The following is a 20,027-nucleotide window of genomic DNA, read 5'->3' as shown; positions in this document are numbered from 1 at the left end:
TATGATGACAGGAGCAGATATGGACACACTGGCACAGTACATCCAGACATTATCCCCCCAGTTGATCGCATGGCGTCGCGATTTTCACCATTTTGCGGAATCCGGCTGGGTAGAGTTTCGAACAGCTGCGAAAGTCGCGGAAATCCTCGACTCGCTGGGCTACGAACTGGCGATGGGTCGCGACGTGGTCGATGCCGAAAGCCGTATGGGACTGCCCGATGATGCCACCCTTTCGCGAGAGTTTGCCCGCGCCCGGGCGCAGGGTGCGCCGGAGAAATGGCTGGCGCCGTTTGAGGGCGGATTTACCGGCATTGTGGCGACCCTGAATACCGGACGTCCGGGCCCCACGCTGGCGTTTCGGGTAGACATGGATGCACTTGATTTAAGCGAAGCGCTTGACGAAAGTCATCGCCCCTTCCGCGACGGTTTTGCCTCCTGCAATGCGGGAATGATGCATGCTTGCGCGCACGACGGCCACACCACCATTGGTCTGGGGCTGGCGCAGGTGCTTAAGCAGAATGAAGCGCAGCTCAACGGCACCATCAAGCTAATTTTCCAGCCTGCCGAAGAAGGCACCCGCGGCGCGCGCGCCATGGTTGCCGCCGGGGCGCTGGACGGCGTGGATTATTTTACCGCCATTCATATTGGTACCGGCGTGCCTGCCGGAACGGCGATCTGCGGCAGCGATAGCTTTATGGCCACCACCAAGTTCGACGTGAACTTTACCGGCGTTGCGGCACACGCGGGCGGTAAGCCGGAGGACGGACGTAACGCTCTGCTCGCCGCCGCGCAGGCCGCACTTGCCCTGCACAGCATTGCGCCACACAGCGAAGGCGCCTCCCGCGTCAACGTCGGGGTGATGCAGGCAGGTAGCGGACGCAACGTGGTGCCCGCCAATGCCCTGATCAAGGTTGAAACCCGCGGCGAAACCGAAGCCATTAATCAGTATGTCTTTGAACGCGCGCAGGCGGTTATCACCGGCGCGGCCGCGCTCTACGGCGTAAGCGCCGAAATACGCCTGATGGGTGCCGCCACCTTCAGCGCGCCGACGCCGGCCTGGGTTGCTTATCTGCGCGAACAGGCGAGCCAGGTTTCCGGAATTGAGCACGCAATTGATAAGGTGACAGCGCCAGCAGGCTCCGAAGACGCCACGCTGATGATGGCCCGCGTTCAGCAGAACGGCGGCATGGCGTCGTATATGGTCTTCGGCACGGAACTGAGCGCCGGACATCATAACGAAAAATTCGATTTTGATGAGCAGGTGATGAACGTTGCCATCGAAACGCTGGCGCGAACTGCGCTTAATTTCCCGTGGACGCGAGGTGTGTAATGCAGGAGAACTACGCTTTTATCGCCGATGCCATCGACACGCGATGTCAGACGTTTACCGATATTGCCGACGACATCTGGGATCATCCCGAAACGCGCTTCGAAGAGTTCTGGTCCGCCGAACGGCTCGCCAGTGCGCTGGAAGCCGAGGGCTTTGCCCTGACGCGGGAAGCCGGAGGCATTCCCAATGCCTTTATTGCCAGCTACGGCAGCGGCAAGCCCGTTATCGCCCTTCTGGGCGAATACGATGCCCTGGCCGGGCTAAGCCAGCAGGCGCACTGCGCGACGGCGCAATCCGCCACCCCGGGGGCGAACGGCCACGGCTGCGGGCATAACCTGTTAGGCACTGCTGCCTTCGCCGGGGCGGTGGCGGTGAAAAGCTGGCTGGAACAACACGGCGGCAGCGGAACGGTACGATTTTACGGCTGCCCCGGCGAGGAAGGCGGCTCCGGTAAAACCTTTATGGTACGTGAAGGGCTGTTTGACGACGTGGACGCTGCCGTGACATGGCACCCGGAGGCCTTTGCCGGGATGTTTAACGTCAGCACGCTGGCCAATATTCAGGCCGCCTGGCGGTTTAAGGGGATCGCCGCTCATGCCGCAAACTCCCCACATCTGGGGCGCAGCGCGCTGGATGCCGTGACGCTGATGACCACCGGTACAAACTTCCTCAACGAACACATCATTGAAAAAGCGCGCGTTCATTACGCCATCACCGATACCGGCGGGATTTCGCCCAACGTGGTACAGGCCCAGGCCGAGGTGCTGTACCTGATCCGCGCCCCGGAGATGGCAGATGCGCAGCAGATCTACGCGCGCATCGAGAAAATCGCCCAGGGTGCGGCGATGATGACCGAAACCACCGTCGAGTGCCGCTTTGATAAAGCCTGCTCCAGCTATCTGCCGAACCGTACGCTCGAAGCGGCGATGTACCGCGCATTGCAGCATTATGGCACGCCGGCCTGGACGGAAGAGGAACGCGAATTTGCCCGTGAAATCCGCGCCACGCTCACGGCAAACGACCTGCAAAACAGCCTGAAAAACATTGCCGCAACGGGGGCCGAAGAGGGAAAAGCTTTTGCCCGACGCCATCAGGAGACGCTGCTGGTGGATGAAGTTGCCCCTTACGCCATCACCGATAACGTGCTGGCAGGCTCCACCGATGTGGGGGATGTCAGCTGGAAGATGCCTGTCGCACAGTGCTTTAGCCCCTGTTTTACCGTCGGCACCCCACTGCATACCTGGCAACTAGTGGCGCAGGGGCGTACCTCAATTGCCCATAAAGGCATGTTGCTGGCCGGAAAAGTGATGGGCGCGACCGCGCTGCATCTGCTTCAGGATGCCGACCTGTTGCGAAAATGCCGGGAAGAGTTCGAACAACACATAACAGAAAAACCGTACGAGTGTCCGATCCCGCAGGGCGTGACACCGTCACCTTTAAAATAAAAAAACACAACACAACAACACAACAACACAACAACAGTCCCGAGGAACGCCCATGAGTATGTCTTCCATACCTTCGCATTCCCCATCCGGTAAGCTCTATGGCTGGGTTGAAAGGATCGGCAATAAAGTGCCGCACCCTTTCCTGCTTTTTATCTATTTAATTGTCATCCTGATGGTCGCGACGGCCGTGCTGTCCGCCTTTGATGTGAGCGTGCGCAGCCCGGCCGACGGCAGCATGGTGGCAGTGAAAAACCTGCTCAGCGTTGAAGGGTTGCACTGGTTTTTGCCGAACGTGATTAAAAACTTCAGCGGTTTTGCGCCGCTGGGCGCCATCCTGGCGCTGGTGTTAGGCGCGGGACTGGCCGAACGCGTGGGTCTGCTGCCCGCGCTGATGGTGAAAATGGCCTCGCACGTCAGCGCGCGTTATGCCAGCTATATGGTGCTGTTTATTGCCTTCTTCAGCCATATCTCGTCCGACGCGGCGCTGGTGATCATGCCGCCGATGGGGGCGCTGATTTTCCTCGCCGTTGGCCGTCATCCTGTTGCGGGCCTGCTGTCGGCGATTGCGGGCGTCGGCTGTGGGTTTACCGCTAACCTGCTTATCGTGACCACCGATGTGCTGCTCTCCGGCATCAGTACGGAGGCAGCCAGCACCATCGATGCGACTATGCACGTCAGCGTGATCGACAACTGGTACTTTATGGCCAGTTCGGTGATTGTCCTGACGATTGTCGGGGGGCTGATTACCGATAAGATCATTGAGCCGCGCCTGGGTAAATGGGAAGGCCGGAGCGATGAAAAGCTGGAGACGCTGAGCAAAGAGCAGCAGTTCGGCCTGCGCGTAGCTGGGATCGTCTCGCTGGCGTTCATTGCGGTGGTGGCGCTGATGGTGGTGCCGGAAAATGGCGTGCTGCGCGATCCGATCAAACACACCGTACTGCCCTCGCCGTTTATACAGGGCATTGTGCCGCTGATAATTCTCTTCTTCTTCGTCGTTTCGCTCGCGTTCGGCATCGCCACCGGCAAAATCCGCCGTCAGGGAGATCTGCCGCACCTGATGATCGAGCCGATGAAGGAGATGGCGGGTTTTATCGTGATGGTGTTCCCGCTGGCGCAGTTTGTCGCCATGTTTAACTGGAGCAATATGGGCAAGTTTATGGCCGTGAGCCTGACGGACGCGCTGGAGGCGGCGGGGTTGAGCGGTGTTCCGGCGTTTGTCGGCCTGGCGCTGCTGTCGTCCCTGCTGTGCATGTTTATTGCCAGCGGGTCGGCCATCTGGTCGATTCTGGCGCCCATCTTTGTCCCCATGTTTATGATGCTCGGCTTCCATCCTGCGTTCGCCCAGATCCTGTTCCGTGTCGCCGATTCCTCGGTGATCCCGCTGGCGCCCGTGTCACCCTTCGTTCCGCTGTTTTTAGGCTTCCTGCAACGCTACAGACCGGAGGCTAAGCTGGGTACCTACTATTCGCTGGTTCTGCCCTATCCGCTTATCTTCTTAGGAGTATGGCTGGTGATGCTGGTGGCGTGGTATCTTGTCGGCCTGCCGATTGGACCGGGTGTTTACCCGAGGCTGAACTAAGGAGTACTGATGCTGAGATTACTCGAAGATAAGATTGCGACGCCGCTGGGGCCGCTGTGGGTTATCGCGGATGAAGCGTTCAATCTGCGCGCGGTTGAATGGGAAGAGCACAGCGACCGGATGGTTGAGCTGCTCAACATCCATTATCGCGCCGAGGGTTACGAGCGTATTACTGCCCGTAATCCTGGCGGGCTGAGCGATAAACTGACGGCCTACTTCGAGGGCGATCTCAGCATTATTAATACCCTGCCAACCGCCACGGCGGGTACCCCTTTCCAGCGCGAGGTGTGGCAGGCGCTGCGTAATATTCCCTGCGGGCAGGTGATGCACTACGGTCAGCTGGCAGAGCAGCTTGGCCGTGCCGGCGCGGCGCGCGCGGTCGGTGCGGCAAATGGCTCTAACCCCGTCAGCATTGTGGTGCCTTGCCATCGCGTGATCGGGCGCAACGGCACCCTCACCGGCTATGCCGGGGGCGTACAGCGCAAAGAGTGGCTGCTGCGTCACGAAGGGTATTTTCTGCTGTAATTCCCAGGCTTTTTGTGCTTAATTTTCTTCCTGTTAGGTTCATAATCCTTAATCATTCTGTGGAATTTCAAGGAGATGGCAACACGCTGCCGTCTCTTGTCTTTATTGGGGGTTTGCCAGACTTACGTCCTTACCAAAAAGATGTTAAAATTGACCAATATCAATTAAGGCTTGAGCAAACCTATGATCCCGGAAAAGCGAATTATACGACGCATTCAGTCTGGCGGTTGTGCTATCCATTGCCAGGATTGCAGCATCAGCCAGCTCTGTATCCCGTTTACTCTGAATGAGCACGAACTCGATCAGCTTGACAATATCATCGAGCGCAAAAAGCCTATTCAGAAAGGGCAGACGCTGTTTAAGGCGGGAGACGAACTGAAATCGCTCTATGCTATCCGTTCTGGCACCATCAAAAGCTACACCATTACCGAACAGGGCGACGAGCAGATCACCGGCTTCCATCTGGCAGGCGATTTAGTCGGCTTTGACGCCATCGGCAGTGGCCATCACCCGAGCTTTGCTCAGGCGCTGGAAACCTCTATGGTCTGCGAAATTCCGTTTGAGACGCTGGACGATCTGTCCGGTAAGATGCCGAACCTGCGTCAGCAGATGATGCGTCTGATGAGCGGTGAGATCAAAGGCGATCAGGATATGATCCTGCTGCTTTCCAAAAAGAATGCCGAAGAGCGTCTGGCCGCCTTTATCTATAACCTCTCCCGCCGTTTCGCGGAGCGTGGCTTCTCCCCGCGTGAATTCCGTCTGACCATGACGCGCGGTGATATTGGCAACTATCTGGGCCTGACCGTGGAAACCATCAGCCGTCTGCTGGGTCGCTTCCAGAAGAGCGGAATGCTGGCGGTTAAAGGTAAGTACATCACCATCGAAAACGGTGAAGCGCTGGCCATTCTGGCGGGTCACTCACGTAACGTGGCATAACTCTCCCGGATATCTTATGCCAGGTCGATAAATTTTCATGATTATTGATCTGGCAAAAACTTCCCCCCTGTTTCATTCAAGATATATAGGTTACTCTTTTACTTACAGACTGTGGTGACAGTAGTAAGGAGACCTGTATGGCAAAGTATCAAAACATGCTGGTGGCTATCGATCCTAACCAGGACGATCAGCCGGCATTACGACGTGCTGTGTATTTACATCAACGGATTGGTGGCAAAATTAAAGCCTTTTTGCCGATTTATGACTTCTCATACGAGATGACCACCCTTCTGTCGCCTGACGAGCGCACCGCTATGCGTCAGGGAGTGATCAGCCAGCGTACCGCGTGGATCCGCGAGCAGGCGAAATATTACCTGGAAGCGGGCGTACCGATTGATATCAAAGTGGTCTGGCACAACCGACCTTTCGAAGCCATTATTCAGGAAGTGGTGGCCGGTGGGCATGACCTGCTGCTGAAAATGGCGCACCAGCATGACAAACTGGAATCCGTGATTTTCACTCCAACCGACTGGCACCTGCTGCGCAAATGCCCTTGCCCGGTATGGATGGTGAAAGATCAGCCATGGCCTGAGGGCGGGAAAGCCGTCGTGGCGGTGAATCTGGCCAGCGAAGAGGATTATCACAATTCGCTGAACGAGAAGCTGGTGAAGGAAACCATCCAGCTTGCCGACCAGGTTAACCACACCGAAGTCCATCTGGTGGGTGCCTATCCGGTTACGCCAATCAATATCGCCATCGAGTTGCCTGAATTTGACCCGAGCGTGTATAACGACGCGATTCGCGGTCAGCATCTGCTGGCCATGAAAGCGCTGCGCCAGAAATTCAGTATCGATGAGAATATGACGCACGTAGAAAAAGGGTTACCGGAAGAGGTTATTCCGGATCTGGCGGAGCATTTGCAGGCCGGGATTGTGGTGCTGGGCACCATTGGCCGGACCGGTATCTCTGCCGCGTTCCTGGGAAATACCGCCGAGCAGGTGATTGACCACCTGCGCTGCGACCTTCTGGTCATCAAACCGGATCAGTATCAAACGCCGGTTGAACTGGACGATGAGGAAGACGATTGACCCCAAAATGAAAGCCCGCCGGTAACGGCGGGCTTTTTTATTACGCTTCGCTCAACCGCTGCGTCGGTGCCTCGTCGCCGGCATTCATCCAGGGCGCGTGCAGAACCATGCTCGGCAGCGCCAGCTTGATCTCCTGCTGGTTCAGCCCCTCCAGAATACGGATATTGATCTCCTGCTGAATATCCATGTACTTGTTGTAGTCCGCCGTATTAACGATATGGACCACCTCGAAGGTCAGGCGATCGCGATCGAAGCCCAGGAAATGGGCGCGGTCAAACTTCGTTTCCCCGACGTCGGTAATGATCTGTTTGACCATATCACCCACTGAACGCAGTTTGTCCGGCGCCGTGTCGCTGGCAACCCCGAAGGTAAAGACGATCCGGCGCGTTTGCATCCGTTTGTAGTTATGCAGCGTCTGTTGCAGCAGAATGGCGTTCCCGCAGACAATCTGCTCCCCGCTCAGGCTGCGGATACGGGTGGTTTTCAGGCCAATGTGCTCTACCGTCCCGGCGACATCGTTAAACACCACAAAATCGCCAATTTCGAACGGCTTATCAAAACCGATGGAAAGCGATGCAAACACGTCGCTCAGGATCGTTTGCACCGCGAGGGCGATTGCAATACCCCCTACCCCAAGGCTGGCAACCAGAGCAGTGATGTTGACGCCCGCGTTAGCAAGAATAGACAGCAGCATCACTGACCAGACTATGGCACGGAGGATAAGCCCCGTGATCACCAGCGTCACCGGGTTTTTATGGCTTCCCGGCGCCAGCATGACGTGACGAAGCCACGACACCACCCCCTGATCCATCCACAGCGCCACCTGGATAGCGAAAACCAGGAACCAGGCGTGGCTCACGGTACCAAAGAGATGATCCGGTAAGTCGACGAAACGCAGGCTGAATAACAGCGCCACGACAAAAAGCAGGAAGCGGCTGGTGCGGTTAAGCATATCCGTCAGGATAAAACGCATCCGGTTGGTGGTGGGGTGCTTGTCGCCCCAGGTAGTGATCCCTTTCTTAACGAAGGCGATCAGACGCGTCAGCAGCCAGTACACCAGCAGAGTCACAAAAACCACCGTGGCGACGCCGATCCAGAAAGATGGCGTCATCATCAGCTCGATGATGTCGAAGCGGGACAAAAATCGCATTACACCTCCTCGTATTACACAAAGGGTAAAGTATAGACAGAGGAGAAAAGCTGGCCGCAGAAATAAGAAAACCGCCCCAGGGGGCGGTTTGTCAGGATGAAGCGCAATTACAGCGCTTTCAGGATCGCATCCACGCTGGCCTTGGCGTCGCCAAACAGCATGTGGGTGTTATCTTTAAAGAACAGCGGGTTCTGCACGCCAGCATAGCCGGTGTTCATAGAGCGTTTGAAGACAATGACGTTCTGCGCCTTCCACACTTCGAGAACAGGCATACCCGCAATCGGACTACGCGGGTCGTCCTGCGCCGCCGGGTTAACGGTGTCGTTGGCGCCAATCACCAGCACGGTGTCGGTGTCGGCGAAATCATCGTTGATCTCGTCCATTTCCAGCACAATGTCGTAAGGCACCTTCGCTTCCGCCAGCAGCACGTTCATGTGGCCTGGCAGACGCCCCGCCACCGGGTGAATACCAAAGCGAACCTTGATGCCGCGCGCGCGGAGTTTCTCGGTGATTTCCGCCACCGGATACTGCGCCTGCGCCACCGCCATGCCATAGCCTGGGGTGATGATGACGGAATGCGAGTTTTTCAGCATCTCTGAGGTGTCTTCCGCGCTGATTTCACGGTGTTCACCCACTTCCTCATCAGAACCGGTTGATGAGCCGTCAGAACCGAAGCCACCCGCAATGACGCTGATAAACGAACGGTTCATCGCCTTACACATGATGTAAGACAGGATCGCACCGGAAGAACCGACCAGCGCACCGGTGACAATCAGCAGGTCGTTGCTCAGCATAAAGCCTGCCGCCGCCGCTGCCCAACCGGAGTAGGAGTTCAGCATGGAAACCACCACCGGCATATCTGCTCCGCCGATAGACGCCACCAGATGCCAGCCGAAGGCCAGCGCGATGATGGTCATCACCAGTAACGCCAGCACCTGCAAGCCTACGCTTTCGGTACGCACGAAGACCACCAGCAGCACAAAGGAAACGACCAGCGCCGCCAGGTTCAGCTTGTGGCGGTTAGGCAGCATCAGCGGTTTGGAAGAGATCTTCCCGCGCAGCTTGCCGAACGCCACAATCGACCCGGTGAAGGTCACCGCACCGATGAAGATGCCGAGGAACACTTCGGTCAGGTGGATGTTCACCAGAATCGGCTCCAGGCCCGGTTCGTGGTACAGGTAGCTGTTGAAGCCCACCAGCACCGCCGCCAGTCCCACGAAGCTGTGCAGAATGGCAACCAGCTCCGGCATCTCGGTCATTTCAACGCGTTTCGCCAGACGAATACCAATCGCGCCGCCGATGATCATCGCCACCAGGATCCACGCCACGTTGCCGGTGTCCGGCCCAAAGATGGTGGCAATCAGCGCAATCGCCATCCCGGCGATACCAAAGTTATTTCCCTGCTGAGACGTTTCGTGTTTGGAAAGCCCCGCCAGACTGAAAATAAACAGGATTGCAGCAACAATGTATGCGGCTGTAACTAATCCTCCAGACATATGCTACCCCTTAGCCTTTACGAAACATTTTCAGCATGCGCTGAGTCACGGTGAAACCACCGAAAATATTGATACTGGCGATCAGCACCGCAATGAAGCTCAGGAAGCTGATCCAGCCGCCATGACCAATTTGCAGCAATGCCCCGACCACGATAATCCCGGAGATGGCATTGGTGACCGACATCAGCGGGGTATGCAGCGCATGAGAAACGTTCCACACGACGTAGTAACCCACCACGCAGGAGAGCGCGAAGACGGTGAAGTGGCCAAGGAACTCTTTTGGCGCGACATCCGCCAGCCAGCCAAACAGGATAATAACCAGCGCCATGATGGCGTATTTGCGCCACGGCGACGCAGGTTTTGCTGGCTCCGCGGGCTCTGGCGCCGCTTTCGGCGCAGCCTGAGGTTGAGCGGAAACCTGAATCGGCGGTGCAGGCCAGGTGATTTCCCCTTCACGCACCACGGTAACGCCACGCACCACCACATCATCAAAATCAACGGTAATGTTGCCGTCTTTCTCTTTGCAGAGCAGCTTCAGCAGGTTAACGAGGTTCGTGCCGTACAGCTGAGAGGACTGGGTTGGCAGACGCCCTGGCAGGTCGGTATAACCGATCACCTTCACGCCGTTCGCGGTCGTCGTGACCTGGTTTGGCACGGTATACTCACAGTTACCGCCGTTTTGCGCCGCCAGATCGACAATAACGCTGCCCGGCTGCATGGAATCCACCATCTCACGGGTGATCAGCTTCGGCGCCGGTTTACCCGGAATAAGCGCGGTGGTGACAATGATGTCCACCTCTTTTGCCTGCGCCGCAAAGAGCGCCATTTCCGCCTTAATAAAGGCTTCAGACATGACCTTCGCGTAACCATCACCGCTGCCCGCTTCTTCCTTGAAGTCCAGCTCAAGGAATTCGGCGCCCATACTCTGCACCTGCTCCTTCACTTCCGGCCGGGTATCAAACGCGCGAACAATAGCGCCCAGGCTGTTTGCGGCCCCGATAGCGGCAAGACCTGCCACACCGGCACCAATCACCATCACCTTCGCGGGTGGTACTTTACCTGCCGCCGTAATCTGACCGGTAAAGAAGCGACCAAACTCATGCGCAGCTTCGACAATGGCGCGATAGCCGGCAATGTTCGCCATGGAGCTCAGCGCATCCAGAGACTGCGCGCGCGAAATACGCGGCACGGAGTCCATCGCCATCACGGTGACACCACGTGCTGCCAGCTTCTCCATCAGCTCCGGGTTTTGGGCTGGCCAGACAAAGCTCACAAGCGTAGTGCCCGCGTTCAGCAGTTCAATTTCACTCTCTTCCGGTGCGTTGACCTTCAGAATGATGGGTGATTGCCAGACCTCAGCACCGTCCACTACGTCCGCGCCAGCCTGAGTAAAGGCCTCGTCATCGAAACTCGCCAGTTTGCCCGCGCCGCTTTCAATCGCGACGGTAAAACCCAGTTTAAGCAGTTGCTCCACCGTTTTTGGTGTTGCCGCTACGCGGGTTTCATTGGCTAACCGTTCTTTTGGTACCCCAATACGCATAGTTTTCCCTTCCATCGGTTTTTGATGATGGTTTGTCGATAATTGCCCACGGTTTGTATCAATTTTCACCATCGAGATAACGACGGAGAATGATTAACCCCGGAAAATAAAACAGTAACAAACTTTCTATAACCTACTGAAAATAGCGCCCGTGATCTACCGCCAGAAAACACTATTTCTTACTTTATCTGTGAAAAATAAGCGATCGGGGTCACTGACAGAGATATTTACCTTAAATTCGCCTTCAGGACCGATAAATCGCGCAAGCGAAGCGGTAAAAACATGATATAGCGCCATAAAAGAACAACTCATTAACATTAAATTAACTTGTAAAAGTCATATGCTTAATCAGTTTTGCTTGTGAAGCGCCTGTTTTTTCCACATATCACAAAATGTTATCGAATCAGGTCCTTTGGTGAGCACAGGCTGTGAAAAATGCCGCAGACAGCGACGGGTGTTAAATGCCATAATCGGGACCGTCTCAAATTAACAACAACACCAGTACATGGTTTGCGCAAGGCGAAGGATTATTTTTATGAAGCTTAAGAACACACTCCTGGCGTCCGCACTTCTTTCCGCGACCGCCCTGTCTGCGAATGCCGCGACAGAGTTGACGCCGGAGCAAGCGGCAGCGTTAAAACCTTTTGACCATACGGTCATTGTGGGTCGCTATAACTCTATTGGCGATGCCGTCGCCGCCGCATCAAAAGCCGCCGATAAAAACGGCGCTGCCTCGTTTTACGTTGTTGACCAGTCCGATCAGGGCAACAGCGGCAACCAGCGCGTGACGATTGCGCTGTACAAAGAGAATGCCCCAAAAGCAGATGAACAGAAAAACCGCGTGATTAACGGCATTGTTGAACTGCCGAAAGATCAGGCTGTTCAGCTGGAACCGTATGACACCGTGACCGTTCAGGGCTTCTACCGCAGCCAGCCTGAAGTTAACGATGCCATCACCAAAGCCGCGAGAGAAAAAGGCGCTTACGCGTTCTATATCGTGCGTCAGGTTGATGCCAACCAGGGCGGAAACCAGCGCATCACCGCCTTCATCTATAAGCAAGATGCGAAAAAACGCGTAGTACAAAGCCCGGATGCCATTCCAGCGGATTCAGATGCGGGACGTGCCGCGTTAGCGAAAGGCGGTGAAGAAGCGAAGAAAGTGGAAATTCCGGGCGTTGCAACCTCGGCGGCACCAAGCGCTGAAGTGGGTCGTTTCTTTGAAACCCAATCCACCAAAGGCGGTCGTTATACCGTTACGTTACCAGACGGCACGAAAATTGAAGAGCTGAACAAAGCCACTGCCGCGCAGATGGTTCCGTTCGACAGCATCAAGTTTACGGGCAACTATGGCAACATGACGGAAATCTCCTATCAGGTGGCGAAGCGTGCTGCGAAGAAAGGCGCGAAATATTACCACATCACCCGCCAGTGGCAGGAACGTGGTAACAACCTGACCATCAGCGCCGATCTGTACAAGTAACAAAACGGTTTCATAAAGGCGGCGCAGTGCCGCCTTTTTTGTTACTTTTTTTCTGATTTCTGCCACACGTCATTGCATGCACCCTTCACACTCCGTAAAATCCCGCGCCTTAGCGTGATCCACCATTTTTATGCGCCTTAGCGAAATAATTATTCTGGATTTGGACTTTTCATAACAGGAAGCCAATGGAAAAGAAACTTGGCCTGAGTGCTTTAACTGCACTTGTATTGAGCTCAATGCTGGGCGCGGGCGTATTCAGTTTGCCGCAGAACATGGCGGCCGTCGCCAGCCCGGCCGCATTACTGATTGGCTGGGGCATTACCGGTGTCGGGATTTTGCTGCTGGCGTTCGCCATGCTGCTGCTGACCCGTATCCGACCGGATCTGGACGGCGGAATATTCACTTACGCCCGGGAAGGTTTCGGCGAGCTGATCGGCTTCTGCTCCGCCTGGGGTTACTGGCTGTGCGCGGTGATCGCCAACGTCTCCTATCTGGTTATCGTCTTCTCGGCGCTCAGCTTCTTTACCGACACGCCCGAACTGCGCCTGTTTGGCGACGGCAATACCTGGCAGTCCATCGTCGGCGCCTCGGTGCTGCTGTGGATAGTTCACTGGCTGATTTTGCGTGGCGTCCAGACCGCGGCCAGCATTAACCTGGTGGCGACGCTGGCCAAGCTGGTGCCGCTTGGCCTGTTCGTCGTGCTGGCCTTCCTCGCCTTCCGTCTCGATGTCTTTACGCTCGATTTCAGCGGCATTGCGCTGGGCGTCCCCGTTTGGGAACAGGTGAAAAATACCATGCTGATCACCTTGTGGGTGTTCATCGGCGTTGAAGGTGCCGTCGTGGTCTCTGCCCGCGCGCGTAACAAGCGCGATGTGGGACGCGCCACGCTGCTGGCCGTACTGGCGGCGCTGGGCGTTTATCTGCTGGTGACGCTGCTGTCGCTCGGCGTGGTAGCTCGCCCTGAACTTGCGGAAATGCGTAACCCGTCCATGGCCGGGCTGATGGTGAAAATGTTGGGTCCCTGGGGGGACGTGATTATCGCGGCGGGTCTGATTGTTTCCGTTTGCGGCGCCTATCTGAGCTGGACCATTATGGCAGCGGAAGTCCCGTTCCTGGCCGCCACGCACAAAGCGTTCCCGCGCCTGTTTGCCCGTCAGAACAAAAACAGTGCGCCATCGGCCTCTCTGTGGCTCACCAACATCAGCGTGCAGGTCTGTCTGGTGCTGATCTGGCTCACAGGATCGGACTATAACACGCTGCTGACCATCGCCTCCGAGATGATTCTGGTACCCTATTTCTTAGTGGGCGCATATCTGTTAAAAATTGCGACCCGCCCGGCACACTATGCGGTAGGCGTCGGCGCCTGTATTTACGGTCTATGGTTGTTGTATGCTTCCGGACCGATGCATCTGCTGCTGTCCGTGGTGCTCTACGCGCCGGGCCTGCTGGTGTTTATCTACGCTCGCCGTACACATCAGCTTGATAATGCCCTTAAGCGCCGCGAAATGGCATTGATAGGTTTGCTGTTAGTCGCTGCCGTACCGGCAACGTGGATGTTAATGGGATAGCGCCGCCTGTCCCATTGTTGAACTGAAAAGGAGATTACGATGGGACACACGCAGCAACGCCCAATATTGATCACTGGCGCAGGCCGTCGCATTGGCCTCGCCCTCGCCCATCACTTTCTCAATCTTCGCCATCCGGTTATCGTCAGTTACCGCACGGAATATCCCTCCATTAAAGGGCTACGAAATGCCGGAGCAGTCTGCATTCAGGCGGATTTCTCCACAGATGAAGGTATTCTCGCCTTCGCGGACAAAGTGAAGTCGACCACCCACGGACTGCGGGCGGTTATTCACAACGCCAGTACCTGGCTTCCCGAAAAAGCAGGACATTCACTCAGCGAAACGCTCGCCTGCATGATGCAGATCCACGTTAATGCGCCTTATCTGCTCAACCATGCCCTACAGGATTTGCTGCGCGGACACGGCCATGCCGCAGGCGACATTATCCATTTCACCGATTACGTGGTGGAGCGAGGAAGCGACAAACACATCGCCTATGCGGCCAGCAAAGCCGCGCTGGATAATATGACCCGCTCTTTCGCACGCAAGCTGGCGCCCGAGGTAAAGGTCAACGCGATTGCTCCGGCGATGATTTTATTTAACGAAGGCGATGATGCCGAGTATCGTCAGCAGGCGCTCAACAAGTCGTTAATGAAAATTGCGCCCGGCGAGAAAGAGGTGATCGACCTGATCGATTATCTGTTGACCAGCTGTTACGTCACGGGCCGAACGTTTGCCGTGGACGGTGGCCGCCCCCTGCGCTAGTGAAAGCGGCTCCAGAAGAAGATGAGCACCCAGGCGCTGAGGCTCCAGCAGACCACCGCCCCGCCCAGCGCCATGGGCAGACGCAGAAAACCGGTGAAGTACCACAGCGACAGCAGGTAAATAAAATACGGGATGATCGACCACATCCCGAACACAATGGTGGCGCGCAGCGCCTCAATACCCCGCTCAGAGGCCACAATATAGTGCGCGATTAACGCAAAGGTGGGAAACAGCGGGATCAGCCCGGCAATGTAGTAGTTCTTCGTTTTAGCCAGCACCCCAATCAGCAGCACGACCAGCGCACCCAGCGCGGCTTTTATCACCAGCCCCATTCTTTTCCCTTAACAATCAAATAACATTCCCGTGCAGGATAACGGAACTCCGGCTAATTTTGAAAGATTAATGGAAGGTTAAGGTTGCGCGGTGTATGTTGACGTTTTTCGCGATGACAGACGTTGTATGAATAAGATTGTTTATGTTGAAGATGAACCCGAGGTGGGGCAATTAATCGCCGCTTATCTGGGTAAACATGATATGGAAGTGGTTGTCGAGCCTCGTGGCGATCGCGCTGAAGACGTCGTCAACCGCGAAAATCCGGATCTGGTGTTGCTGGACATCATGCTGCCCGGGAAAGATGGTATGACGCTATGCCGGGATCTGCGCGCGAAATGGGACGGCCCGATCGTGCTGCTGACCTCTCTCGACAGCGATATGAATCATATTCTGTCGCTTGAGATGGGCGCAAACGACTACATCCTGAAAACCACGCCGCCGGCGGTTCTGCTAGCCCGTTTACGCCTCCATCTGCGTCAGCGTGCCAGCGCTGAGCGTGAAGCGCCTGCGCCCTCCTTAACGCCGCATAAAGCGATGCGTTTCGGCACACTTTCTATCGACCCGGTCAACCGACAGGTTATGCTTTCCGGGGAGCTGATTGCGCTCTCAACCGCAGATTTTGACCTGCTGTGGGAGCTGGCAACCCATGCCGGACAAATTATGGACCGGGATGCATTACTGAAAAATCTGCGCGGCGTAAGTTACGACGGAATGGATCGTAGCGTTGATGTGGCGATTTCACGACTGCGTAAAAAACTGTTGGATAACGCCACGGAACCTTACCGCATCAAAACCGTACGCAACAAGGGCTATCTGTTTGCACCGCACGCCTGGGAAACCTGAAAAAGGAGCCAACTGGAATATTCAAAAAATAACTGACGATGCATCGGAATTGTTATCGGTATTCGTCGAAAGTTATCGATTATATGCATCGTCAGTTATGACATATCCTCTGGTCTGATTCCTCTCTCCAGTTCTATTCGATGTGCATTTTTCGCGTAAACAAAAGTAGCGCTAATGTATTTGATTGCTATAGTACAATATATATTCAGCAGAGCAGGCACCATCATCGATCAAAAATCCGTCACTTAAATGCACATTAGGCTAAAAATGATCTTTACAATTGACTTAATCATTATCTTATCCTTATGAAAACAAAGGGGATAATGGCGAACATATAAATAATATCGATCTTTTTCAATAGCTTACGTGTTTGCAGAAATCTAATTCTCATGCTAAACCTTATACTCTCTCAATTATTTAATGAAAGAGGTATAGCAATGTCATGGAGAGTCATTAGCTCGGTAATTTGTCCTAACACGGGAATCGTTTATTCAAGCATCTTGGGACTCAAGTTCTTGAAACTCATCATTTGGTATGAAAGCGATGTCTATTTGTACCCCGGTGACAGGATATATCCGACAAAAAATGGCGTCTTCATAAATGGTGTTTTCAAGCCTATATCGATATACAACATATCACCTTACAACGAAATGTTGTGGAGTGAAATTAAAAACAAGATGGCCTGCCCATACAATCGAAACCAGCACGAGGAGATATGCACTTACGCGGTGCATTGCAACGCGAGGAAATGCCCGCATGGATTTGCCACCAACCCACTGATTGTCAGCACAGGTAAATCCAGACATTAGCGAAAATCGGAAATATTTAGATCAAGATAATTAATATTTCTGCTGCACCGCCTTTGTCCGGATAAATCTCCGTGACTACAGCCCAAATGCTCCTGTGGGGACATTTGGGCTGTAGTCACGCCTGGCAACTCTGGCTTCTTGTACCAAATTAATTTTTATTGTGCAATTTTAAGCAAGCCATCCGGAAGGCTAAAATAAAAATTGCTAATTAACCCTGCCCGTGCATTAATGGTCTCGTTAGTCCGATCCAATAATAGTTGGACAAGTTGCATGACAATCCTCATAACCAGGCGCTATCGCTGATATCCCCTCCTTTTGAGTCCACACCTTAGCATTATATGTTTATTAGCTTTTATATCACTTCGGAAATGTTCAAATGGAGTCTTTATGTCATCAAAAATTTTAGGTCTGGTTAAGTGGTTTAAGGAAGATAAAGGCTTTGGTTTTATCTCCCCTGTAGATGGCAGCAAAGATGTTTTCGTGCATTTCTCTGCCCTTCAGGGAGAGAACTTCAAAACACTTTTTGAAGGTCAGAAAGTCGAATTTATCATCGTAAGCGGCGATAAAGGCCCTGCTGCTGCGAATGTAACGCTTTGCGATAAATAATATCAGCACACAGCCGCGTTGACGATGATGTTGCTTCTGGCTCGTGGACTGCACAAGCAGTCTACAATCCGATGCTAACTGCTTGTAAATCAGTAAAGTGTTATTGAGGTCAGGTGACCGCGAAAAACATCGTCTCTTCCACTTCTTGTATGAGTATTTCTTCAGAGACGCTGAGAGGATTTAAACAAAGCGCTACAGTAGGGACAGACAAGCTGGGCCCCCTTTTGTATGCGAGTGAAACTGTGCTCTGACTCTTTAGCGCAGTTTGGACATGAACATTTGACTAAATAATTGCGACGAAGTTGCGAGTTTTTACGTCCCGACATAGGCTGCTCCTGAATGAAAAGGATTGCCACCATACACGTTAAGGCAGGATATTGCTTGCTTTTATTTCCCAAAGAGAGCAAAAAATAGAAAGGAGCCACGCTTCTGGAATATTCTTACCTTGCACAATCACAAAGAGATATAGAGTGATATATGAAAAAGGTGATCATTTTTTTTAATGCCAACCCCAGCAAAGTCATTATCGTGCTTAAGGGCATAACGTCTGTACGCCAGACATATCCGGATGGTGAAGAAATTAATCTTCAGATCATGACTGCAAGCTTTCCGTCGTTGACGGGAGATCATAATTCTATCTATGTTGCTTCAGACAGGGAACTTACCTCTCAGGAAATATCTGATGCTGCCAAACAATATTTATAATATTTACTGTCACTAGTCCGGTTAACAACACAGCATTTATTTCACTCAGAATGAGAAAAATTACAATCCATCATTATTAATGCCTGCAAAATGCAGGCTTTTTTACGACATTGCCCTTTAAATTTAACTATTCCGCATAATCGTGCTGTTCACTTTGCTCCCTCTGTTTCCGAAGAAAGTGTATCATCAACCTTCTTCGTTCCTGTGGTGATATGGATGTCCACGCAGGGCTGACGAAGTAAAGCCGGGTTCTTAATTGATTGATTTAGCGGTGCTATCCAATGAAAAAGCTGTTTGTGCAGTTTTAGTGTGCAGGAAATTCGCAACTCATTGAAATTATAATAAATAATTCCATTTCAATGAGTTAGCTAAAAACGTTTAACGGACATCTACGGACGTGCACGGTCTTTTTTGTGTCCCTATCGGTGCCCCCTCTTTCAAAATGCCCCCAAATCTGCCCCCAAAATCCCCCTCTTTTGCGTAGCTCTTTCCAGTTTCGCAACACACTGCTTTACGCATCTCTAACTGATCAGCATAATCGCCACGAATCCGTTTGTAAGACTTCACCATTAACCAGCGCGCGCTACTTTTCTCCCTGCCCTAAACTTTCAGTCTGACTGACTGGAGGTTTCTATGTGTGGACGCTTTGCACAAGCCCAAACCCGGGAGGAATACCTTGCCTACATTGCCGATGAAGCCGATCGCGACATTGCATATGACCCGGAGCCGATAGGACGTTACAACGTAGCGCCCGGTACCAAAGTGCTGTTGCTGAATGAACGCGACGAGCAACTGCACCTCGATCCGGTGTTCTGGGGCTACGCACCTGGATGGTGGGACAAATCGCCATTGATTAACGCGCGTGTAGAAACCGCAGCCACCAGCAGAATGTTCAAGCCTCTATGGCAGCACGGTCGGGCGATCTGTTTTGCGGATGGGTGGTTCGAATGGAAGAAGGAAGGTGACAAAAAACAGCCCTACTTCATTCACCGAGCCGATGGTCAGCCAATATTCTTGGCTGCGATAGGCAGCACACCGTTCGAGCGCGGCGATGAAGCTGAGGGCTTTCTAATCGTGACATCAGCTGCTGAAAAAGGCCTGGTCGATATTCATGACCGCCGGCCACTGGTTCTGTCGCCGGAGGCTGCAAGGGAATGGATGCGCCAAGACTTAGGCGGAAAGGCAGCTGAGGAGGTAATTGCCGACGGAACAGTGCCCGCCGACAAATTTATCTGGCACGCTGTGAGGCGCGCCGTGGGTAACGTAAAAAATCAGGGACCGGAGCTAATCAAGGCGGCACAATAAAAGGTAAGAGACCAGGCACGTCCTAAATGAGCGAAAAGCGGACATAAATATGTCGCGTCAAAAATATGATGATAATTACTCTCCTGCCAGGACAGGTTGCTCCATCCTGGCACAAGACATACCTCAGGATGCCAGTTTCATCATAATAAGGCCTGCTACAATCACCACCGCAGCGAATATGCGCATCGGTGTGGCAGGTTCCCCCAGAAAATACAGGCCTGCAACAAATGAGCCTACTGCCCCTATCCCGGTCCAGATGGTATATGCCGTGCCCAGTGGTAATGAGCGCATTGCTGCCGAGAGTAAGGCAAAACTCGCTATCATACCGACGAGAGTCACTATCGAGTACAGTGGGCGGGTAAACCCGTCAGACAATTTCATCGCATAAGCCCATACGACTTCAAGCAAACCCGCAGCCGTCAGCATTAACCAGGCCATAATTTCTCCTCTTAATATATGTCCGGGTCGTCCCGAAGAAAGCCTCTGATGTAACGGGTCGTCCCGCTACGGCCTGAATAAAATGGAAT

General features: G+C 53.7%; 20 protein-coding genes. 14 read left to right on the top strand and 6 right to left on the bottom strand.

Annotated features, from left to right (window positions below; translation table 11 throughout):
* Nucleotides 1-19: 19 nt before the first annotated feature.
* The 6 genes from ACQG1Y_RS10735 to uspE all read left to right on the top strand — a co-directional run bounded on the left by ACQG1Y_RS10735 (nucleotide 20) and on the right by uspE (nucleotide 6,903).
* A complete protein-coding gene (locus ACQG1Y_RS10735; protein ID WP_032671083.1) occupies nucleotides 20-1,330 on the top strand; it encodes a M20 family metallo-hydrolase in 1,311 nt (436 codons plus the stop codon).
* Entirely contained in the window at nucleotides 1,330-2,775 is a 1,446-nt protein-coding gene (locus tag ACQG1Y_RS10730; protein ID WP_017384571.1) for a M20 family metallopeptidase, read from the top strand. The genes ACQG1Y_RS10735 and ACQG1Y_RS10730 overlap by 1 nt, the downstream gene beginning before the upstream one ends.
* A 52-nt stretch (nucleotides 2,776-2,827) precedes the next feature.
* Nucleotides 2,828-4,354 carry a p-aminobenzoyl-glutamate transporter gene (abgT, locus tag ACQG1Y_RS10725; protein ID WP_017694100.1) on the top strand — a complete coding sequence of 509 codons (1,527 nt, stop codon included), beginning with the start codon at nucleotides 2,828-2,830 and terminating at the stop codon, nucleotides 4,352-4,354.
* Nucleotides 4,355-4,363: 9 nt separating this feature from the next.
* Nucleotides 4,364-4,879: a methylated-DNA--[protein]-cysteine S-methyltransferase gene (gene ogt, locus ACQG1Y_RS10720; protein WP_015570643.1), complete on the top strand. Its 516-nt coding sequence runs from the start codon at nucleotides 4,364-4,366 to the stop codon at nucleotides 4,877-4,879.
* A gap of 183 nt (nucleotides 4,880-5,062) precedes the next feature.
* Nucleotides 5,063-5,815: a fumarate/nitrate reduction transcriptional regulator Fnr gene (gene fnr / locus ACQG1Y_RS10715; protein ID WP_000611906.1), complete on the top strand. Its 753-nt coding sequence runs from the start codon at nucleotides 5,063-5,065 to the stop codon at nucleotides 5,813-5,815.
* 137 nt (nucleotides 5,816-5,952) lie between these two features.
* Entirely contained in the window at nucleotides 5,953-6,903 is a 951-nt protein-coding gene (uspE, locus tag ACQG1Y_RS10710; protein ID WP_006808916.1) for a universal stress protein UspE, read from the top strand.
* A 40-nt stretch (nucleotides 6,904-6,943) separates the two neighbouring features.
* On the opposite strand, the gene ACQG1Y_RS10705 is transcribed toward uspE, so the two are convergent.
* The 3 genes from ACQG1Y_RS10705 to pntA form a co-directional block, all read right to left on the bottom strand.
* Nucleotides 6,944-8,053, bottom strand: a complete 1,110-nt coding sequence (locus ACQG1Y_RS10705) for a mechanosensitive ion channel family protein (protein ID WP_017694101.1) — start codon at nucleotides 8,051-8,053, stop codon at nucleotides 6,944-6,946.
* Nucleotides 8,054-8,160: 107 nt separating this feature from the next.
* The gene (pntB, locus tag ACQG1Y_RS10700; RefSeq protein ID WP_126765835.1) at nucleotides 8,161-9,549 is read right to left on the bottom strand and encodes a Re/Si-specific NAD(P)(+) transhydrogenase subunit beta; all 1,389 of its coding nucleotides are present in this window, start codon (nucleotides 9,547-9,549) and stop codon (nucleotides 8,161-8,163) included.
* Between the two features lie 10 nt (nucleotides 9,550-9,559).
* Nucleotides 9,560-11,089, bottom strand: a complete 1,530-nt coding sequence (gene pntA, locus ACQG1Y_RS10695) for a Re/Si-specific NAD(P)(+) transhydrogenase subunit alpha (RefSeq protein ID WP_017384575.1) — start codon at nucleotides 11,087-11,089, stop codon at nucleotides 9,560-9,562.
* Between the two features lie 535 nt (nucleotides 11,090-11,624).
* Between pntA and ydgH the strand changes: the two genes are divergently transcribed.
* The 3 genes from ydgH to folM all read left to right on the top strand — a co-directional run bounded on the left by ydgH (nucleotide 11,625) and on the right by folM (nucleotide 14,899).
* Nucleotides 11,625-12,569 (top strand): DUF1471 family protein YdgH, encoded by a 945-nt coding sequence (ydgH, locus tag ACQG1Y_RS10690; protein WP_000769339.1) that lies wholly within the window; start codon nucleotides 11,625-11,627, stop codon nucleotides 12,567-12,569.
* A gap of 185 nt (nucleotides 12,570-12,754) precedes the next feature.
* Nucleotides 12,755-14,137, top strand: coding sequence for an amino acid permease (locus tag ACQG1Y_RS10685; protein WP_003857548.1), 1,383 nt, complete (start codon nucleotides 12,755-12,757; stop codon nucleotides 14,135-14,137).
* A gap of 39 nt (nucleotides 14,138-14,176) precedes the next feature.
* A complete protein-coding gene (gene folM, locus ACQG1Y_RS10680) occupies nucleotides 14,177-14,899 on the top strand; it encodes a dihydromonapterin reductase (protein ID WP_047717840.1) in 723 nt (240 codons plus the stop codon).
* Here folM and ACQG1Y_RS10675 read toward each other — a convergent pair.
* Nucleotides 14,896-15,231, bottom strand: a complete 336-nt coding sequence (locus ACQG1Y_RS10675) for a GlpM family protein (RefSeq protein ID WP_015570648.1) — start codon at nucleotides 15,229-15,231, stop codon at nucleotides 14,896-14,898. The two genes, folM and ACQG1Y_RS10675, sit on opposite strands and share 4 nt — an antisense overlap.
* A gap of 127 nt (nucleotides 15,232-15,358) precedes the next feature.
* Here ACQG1Y_RS10675 and rstA point away from each other — a divergent pair, with 127 nt between their 5' ends.
* The 3 genes from rstA to ACQG1Y_RS10660 all read left to right on the top strand — a co-directional run bounded on the left by rstA (nucleotide 15,359) and on the right by ACQG1Y_RS10660 (nucleotide 17,490).
* Nucleotides 15,359-16,075 (top strand): two-component system response regulator RstA, encoded by a 717-nt coding sequence (gene rstA / locus ACQG1Y_RS10670; RefSeq protein WP_015570649.1) that lies wholly within the window; start codon nucleotides 15,359-15,361, stop codon nucleotides 16,073-16,075.
* A gap of 389 nt (nucleotides 16,076-16,464) precedes the next feature.
* Nucleotides 16,465-16,884 (top strand): anti-adapter protein IraM, encoded by a 420-nt coding sequence (gene iraM / locus ACQG1Y_RS10665; RefSeq protein WP_015570651.1) that lies wholly within the window; start codon nucleotides 16,465-16,467, stop codon nucleotides 16,882-16,884.
* A gap of 387 nt (nucleotides 16,885-17,271) precedes the next feature.
* A complete protein-coding gene (locus tag ACQG1Y_RS10660) occupies nucleotides 17,272-17,490 on the top strand; it encodes a cold shock domain-containing protein (protein WP_017384577.1) in 219 nt (72 codons plus the stop codon).
* A gap of 161 nt (nucleotides 17,491-17,651) precedes the next feature.
* Here ACQG1Y_RS10660 and ACQG1Y_RS10655 read toward each other — a convergent pair whose 3' ends face one another.
* Nucleotides 17,652-17,816 carry a YnfU family zinc-binding protein gene (locus ACQG1Y_RS10655; protein ID WP_213083756.1) on the bottom strand — a complete coding sequence of 55 codons (165 nt, stop codon included), beginning with the start codon at nucleotides 17,814-17,816 and terminating at the stop codon, nucleotides 17,652-17,654.
* Between the two features lie 151 nt (nucleotides 17,817-17,967).
* Between ACQG1Y_RS10655 and ACQG1Y_RS10650 the strand changes: the two genes are divergently transcribed.
* Both ACQG1Y_RS10650 and ACQG1Y_RS10645 read left to right on the top strand, forming a co-directional pair.
* The gene (locus ACQG1Y_RS10650) at nucleotides 17,968-18,195 is read left to right on the top strand and encodes a hypothetical protein (RefSeq protein WP_017384578.1); all 228 of its coding nucleotides are present in this window, start codon (nucleotides 17,968-17,970) and stop codon (nucleotides 18,193-18,195) included.
* Nucleotides 18,196-18,828: 633 nt separating this feature from the next.
* Nucleotides 18,829-19,500: an SOS response-associated peptidase gene (locus ACQG1Y_RS10645; RefSeq protein WP_063135114.1), complete on the top strand. Its 672-nt coding sequence runs from the start codon at nucleotides 18,829-18,831 to the stop codon at nucleotides 19,498-19,500.
* Nucleotides 19,501-19,623: 123 nt separating this feature from the next.
* Here the strand turns inward: ACQG1Y_RS10645 and ACQG1Y_RS10640 are convergent, their stop codons facing one another.
* Nucleotides 19,624-19,938: a DMT family transporter gene (locus ACQG1Y_RS10640; protein WP_063135111.1), complete on the bottom strand. Its 315-nt coding sequence runs from the start codon at nucleotides 19,936-19,938 to the stop codon at nucleotides 19,624-19,626.
* Nucleotides 19,939-20,027: the final 89 nt, after the last annotated feature.

Origin of the sequence: Enterobacter cloacae complex sp. 397G4, from assembly GCF_050031515.1 — a bacterium.
Taxonomy (GTDB): domain Bacteria; phylum Pseudomonadota; class Gammaproteobacteria; order Enterobacterales; family Enterobacteriaceae; genus Enterobacter; species Enterobacter hormaechei_C.
The sequence above is the reverse complement of the archived record's forward strand: the minus strand, read 5'-3'. Positions and strand labels throughout refer to the sequence as shown.

Bases quoted from the DNA above. Each gene is read 5' to 3' on its own strand.
- ACQG1Y_RS10735 (WP_032671083.1), top strand. From the start codon at position 20: ATGGACACACTGGCACAGTACATCCAGACATTATCCCCCCAGTTGATC.
- ACQG1Y_RS10730 (WP_017384571.1), top strand. From the start codon at position 1,330: ATGCAGGAGAACTACGCTTTTATCGCCGATGCCATCGACACGCGATGT.
- abgT (WP_017694100.1), top strand. From the start codon at position 2,828: ATGAGTATGTCTTCCATACCTTCGCATTCCCCATCCGGTAAGCTCTAT.
- ogt (WP_015570643.1), top strand. From the start codon at position 4,364: ATGCTGAGATTACTCGAAGATAAGATTGCGACGCCGCTGGGGCCGCTG.
- fnr (WP_000611906.1), top strand. From the start codon at position 5,063: ATGATCCCGGAAAAGCGAATTATACGACGCATTCAGTCTGGCGGTTGT.
- uspE (WP_006808916.1), top strand. From the start codon at position 5,953: ATGGCAAAGTATCAAAACATGCTGGTGGCTATCGATCCTAACCAGGAC.
- ACQG1Y_RS10705 (WP_017694101.1), bottom strand. From the start codon at position 8,053: ATGCGATTTTTGTCCCGCTTCGACATCATCGAGCTGATGATGACGCCA.
- pntB (WP_126765835.1), bottom strand. From the start codon at position 9,549: ATGTCTGGAGGATTAGTTACAGCCGCATACATTGTTGCTGCAATCCTG.
- pntA (WP_017384575.1), bottom strand. From the start codon at position 11,089: ATGCGTATTGGGGTACCAAAAGAACGGTTAGCCAATGAAACCCGCGTA.
- ydgH (WP_000769339.1), top strand. From the start codon at position 11,625: ATGAAGCTTAAGAACACACTCCTGGCGTCCGCACTTCTTTCCGCGACC.
- ACQG1Y_RS10685 (WP_003857548.1), top strand. From the start codon at position 12,755: ATGGAAAAGAAACTTGGCCTGAGTGCTTTAACTGCACTTGTATTGAGC.
- folM (WP_047717840.1), top strand. From the start codon at position 14,177: ATGGGACACACGCAGCAACGCCCAATATTGATCACTGGCGCAGGCCGT.
- ACQG1Y_RS10675 (WP_015570648.1), bottom strand. From the start codon at position 15,231: ATGGGGCTGGTGATAAAAGCCGCGCTGGGTGCGCTGGTCGTGCTGCTG.
- rstA (WP_015570649.1), top strand. From the start codon at position 15,359: ATGAATAAGATTGTTTATGTTGAAGATGAACCCGAGGTGGGGCAATTA.
- iraM (WP_015570651.1), top strand. From the start codon at position 16,465: ATGCTAAACCTTATACTCTCTCAATTATTTAATGAAAGAGGTATAGCA.
- ACQG1Y_RS10660 (WP_017384577.1), top strand. From the start codon at position 17,272: ATGTCATCAAAAATTTTAGGTCTGGTTAAGTGGTTTAAGGAAGATAAA.
- ACQG1Y_RS10655 (WP_213083756.1), bottom strand. From the start codon at position 17,816: ATGTCGGGACGTAAAAACTCGCAACTTCGTCGCAATTATTTAGTCAAA.
- ACQG1Y_RS10650 (WP_017384578.1), top strand. From the start codon at position 17,968: ATGAAAAAGGTGATCATTTTTTTTAATGCCAACCCCAGCAAAGTCATT.
- ACQG1Y_RS10645 (WP_063135114.1), top strand. From the start codon at position 18,829: ATGTGTGGACGCTTTGCACAAGCCCAAACCCGGGAGGAATACCTTGCC.
- ACQG1Y_RS10640 (WP_063135111.1), bottom strand. From the start codon at position 19,938: ATGGCCTGGTTAATGCTGACGGCTGCGGGTTTGCTTGAAGTCGTATGG.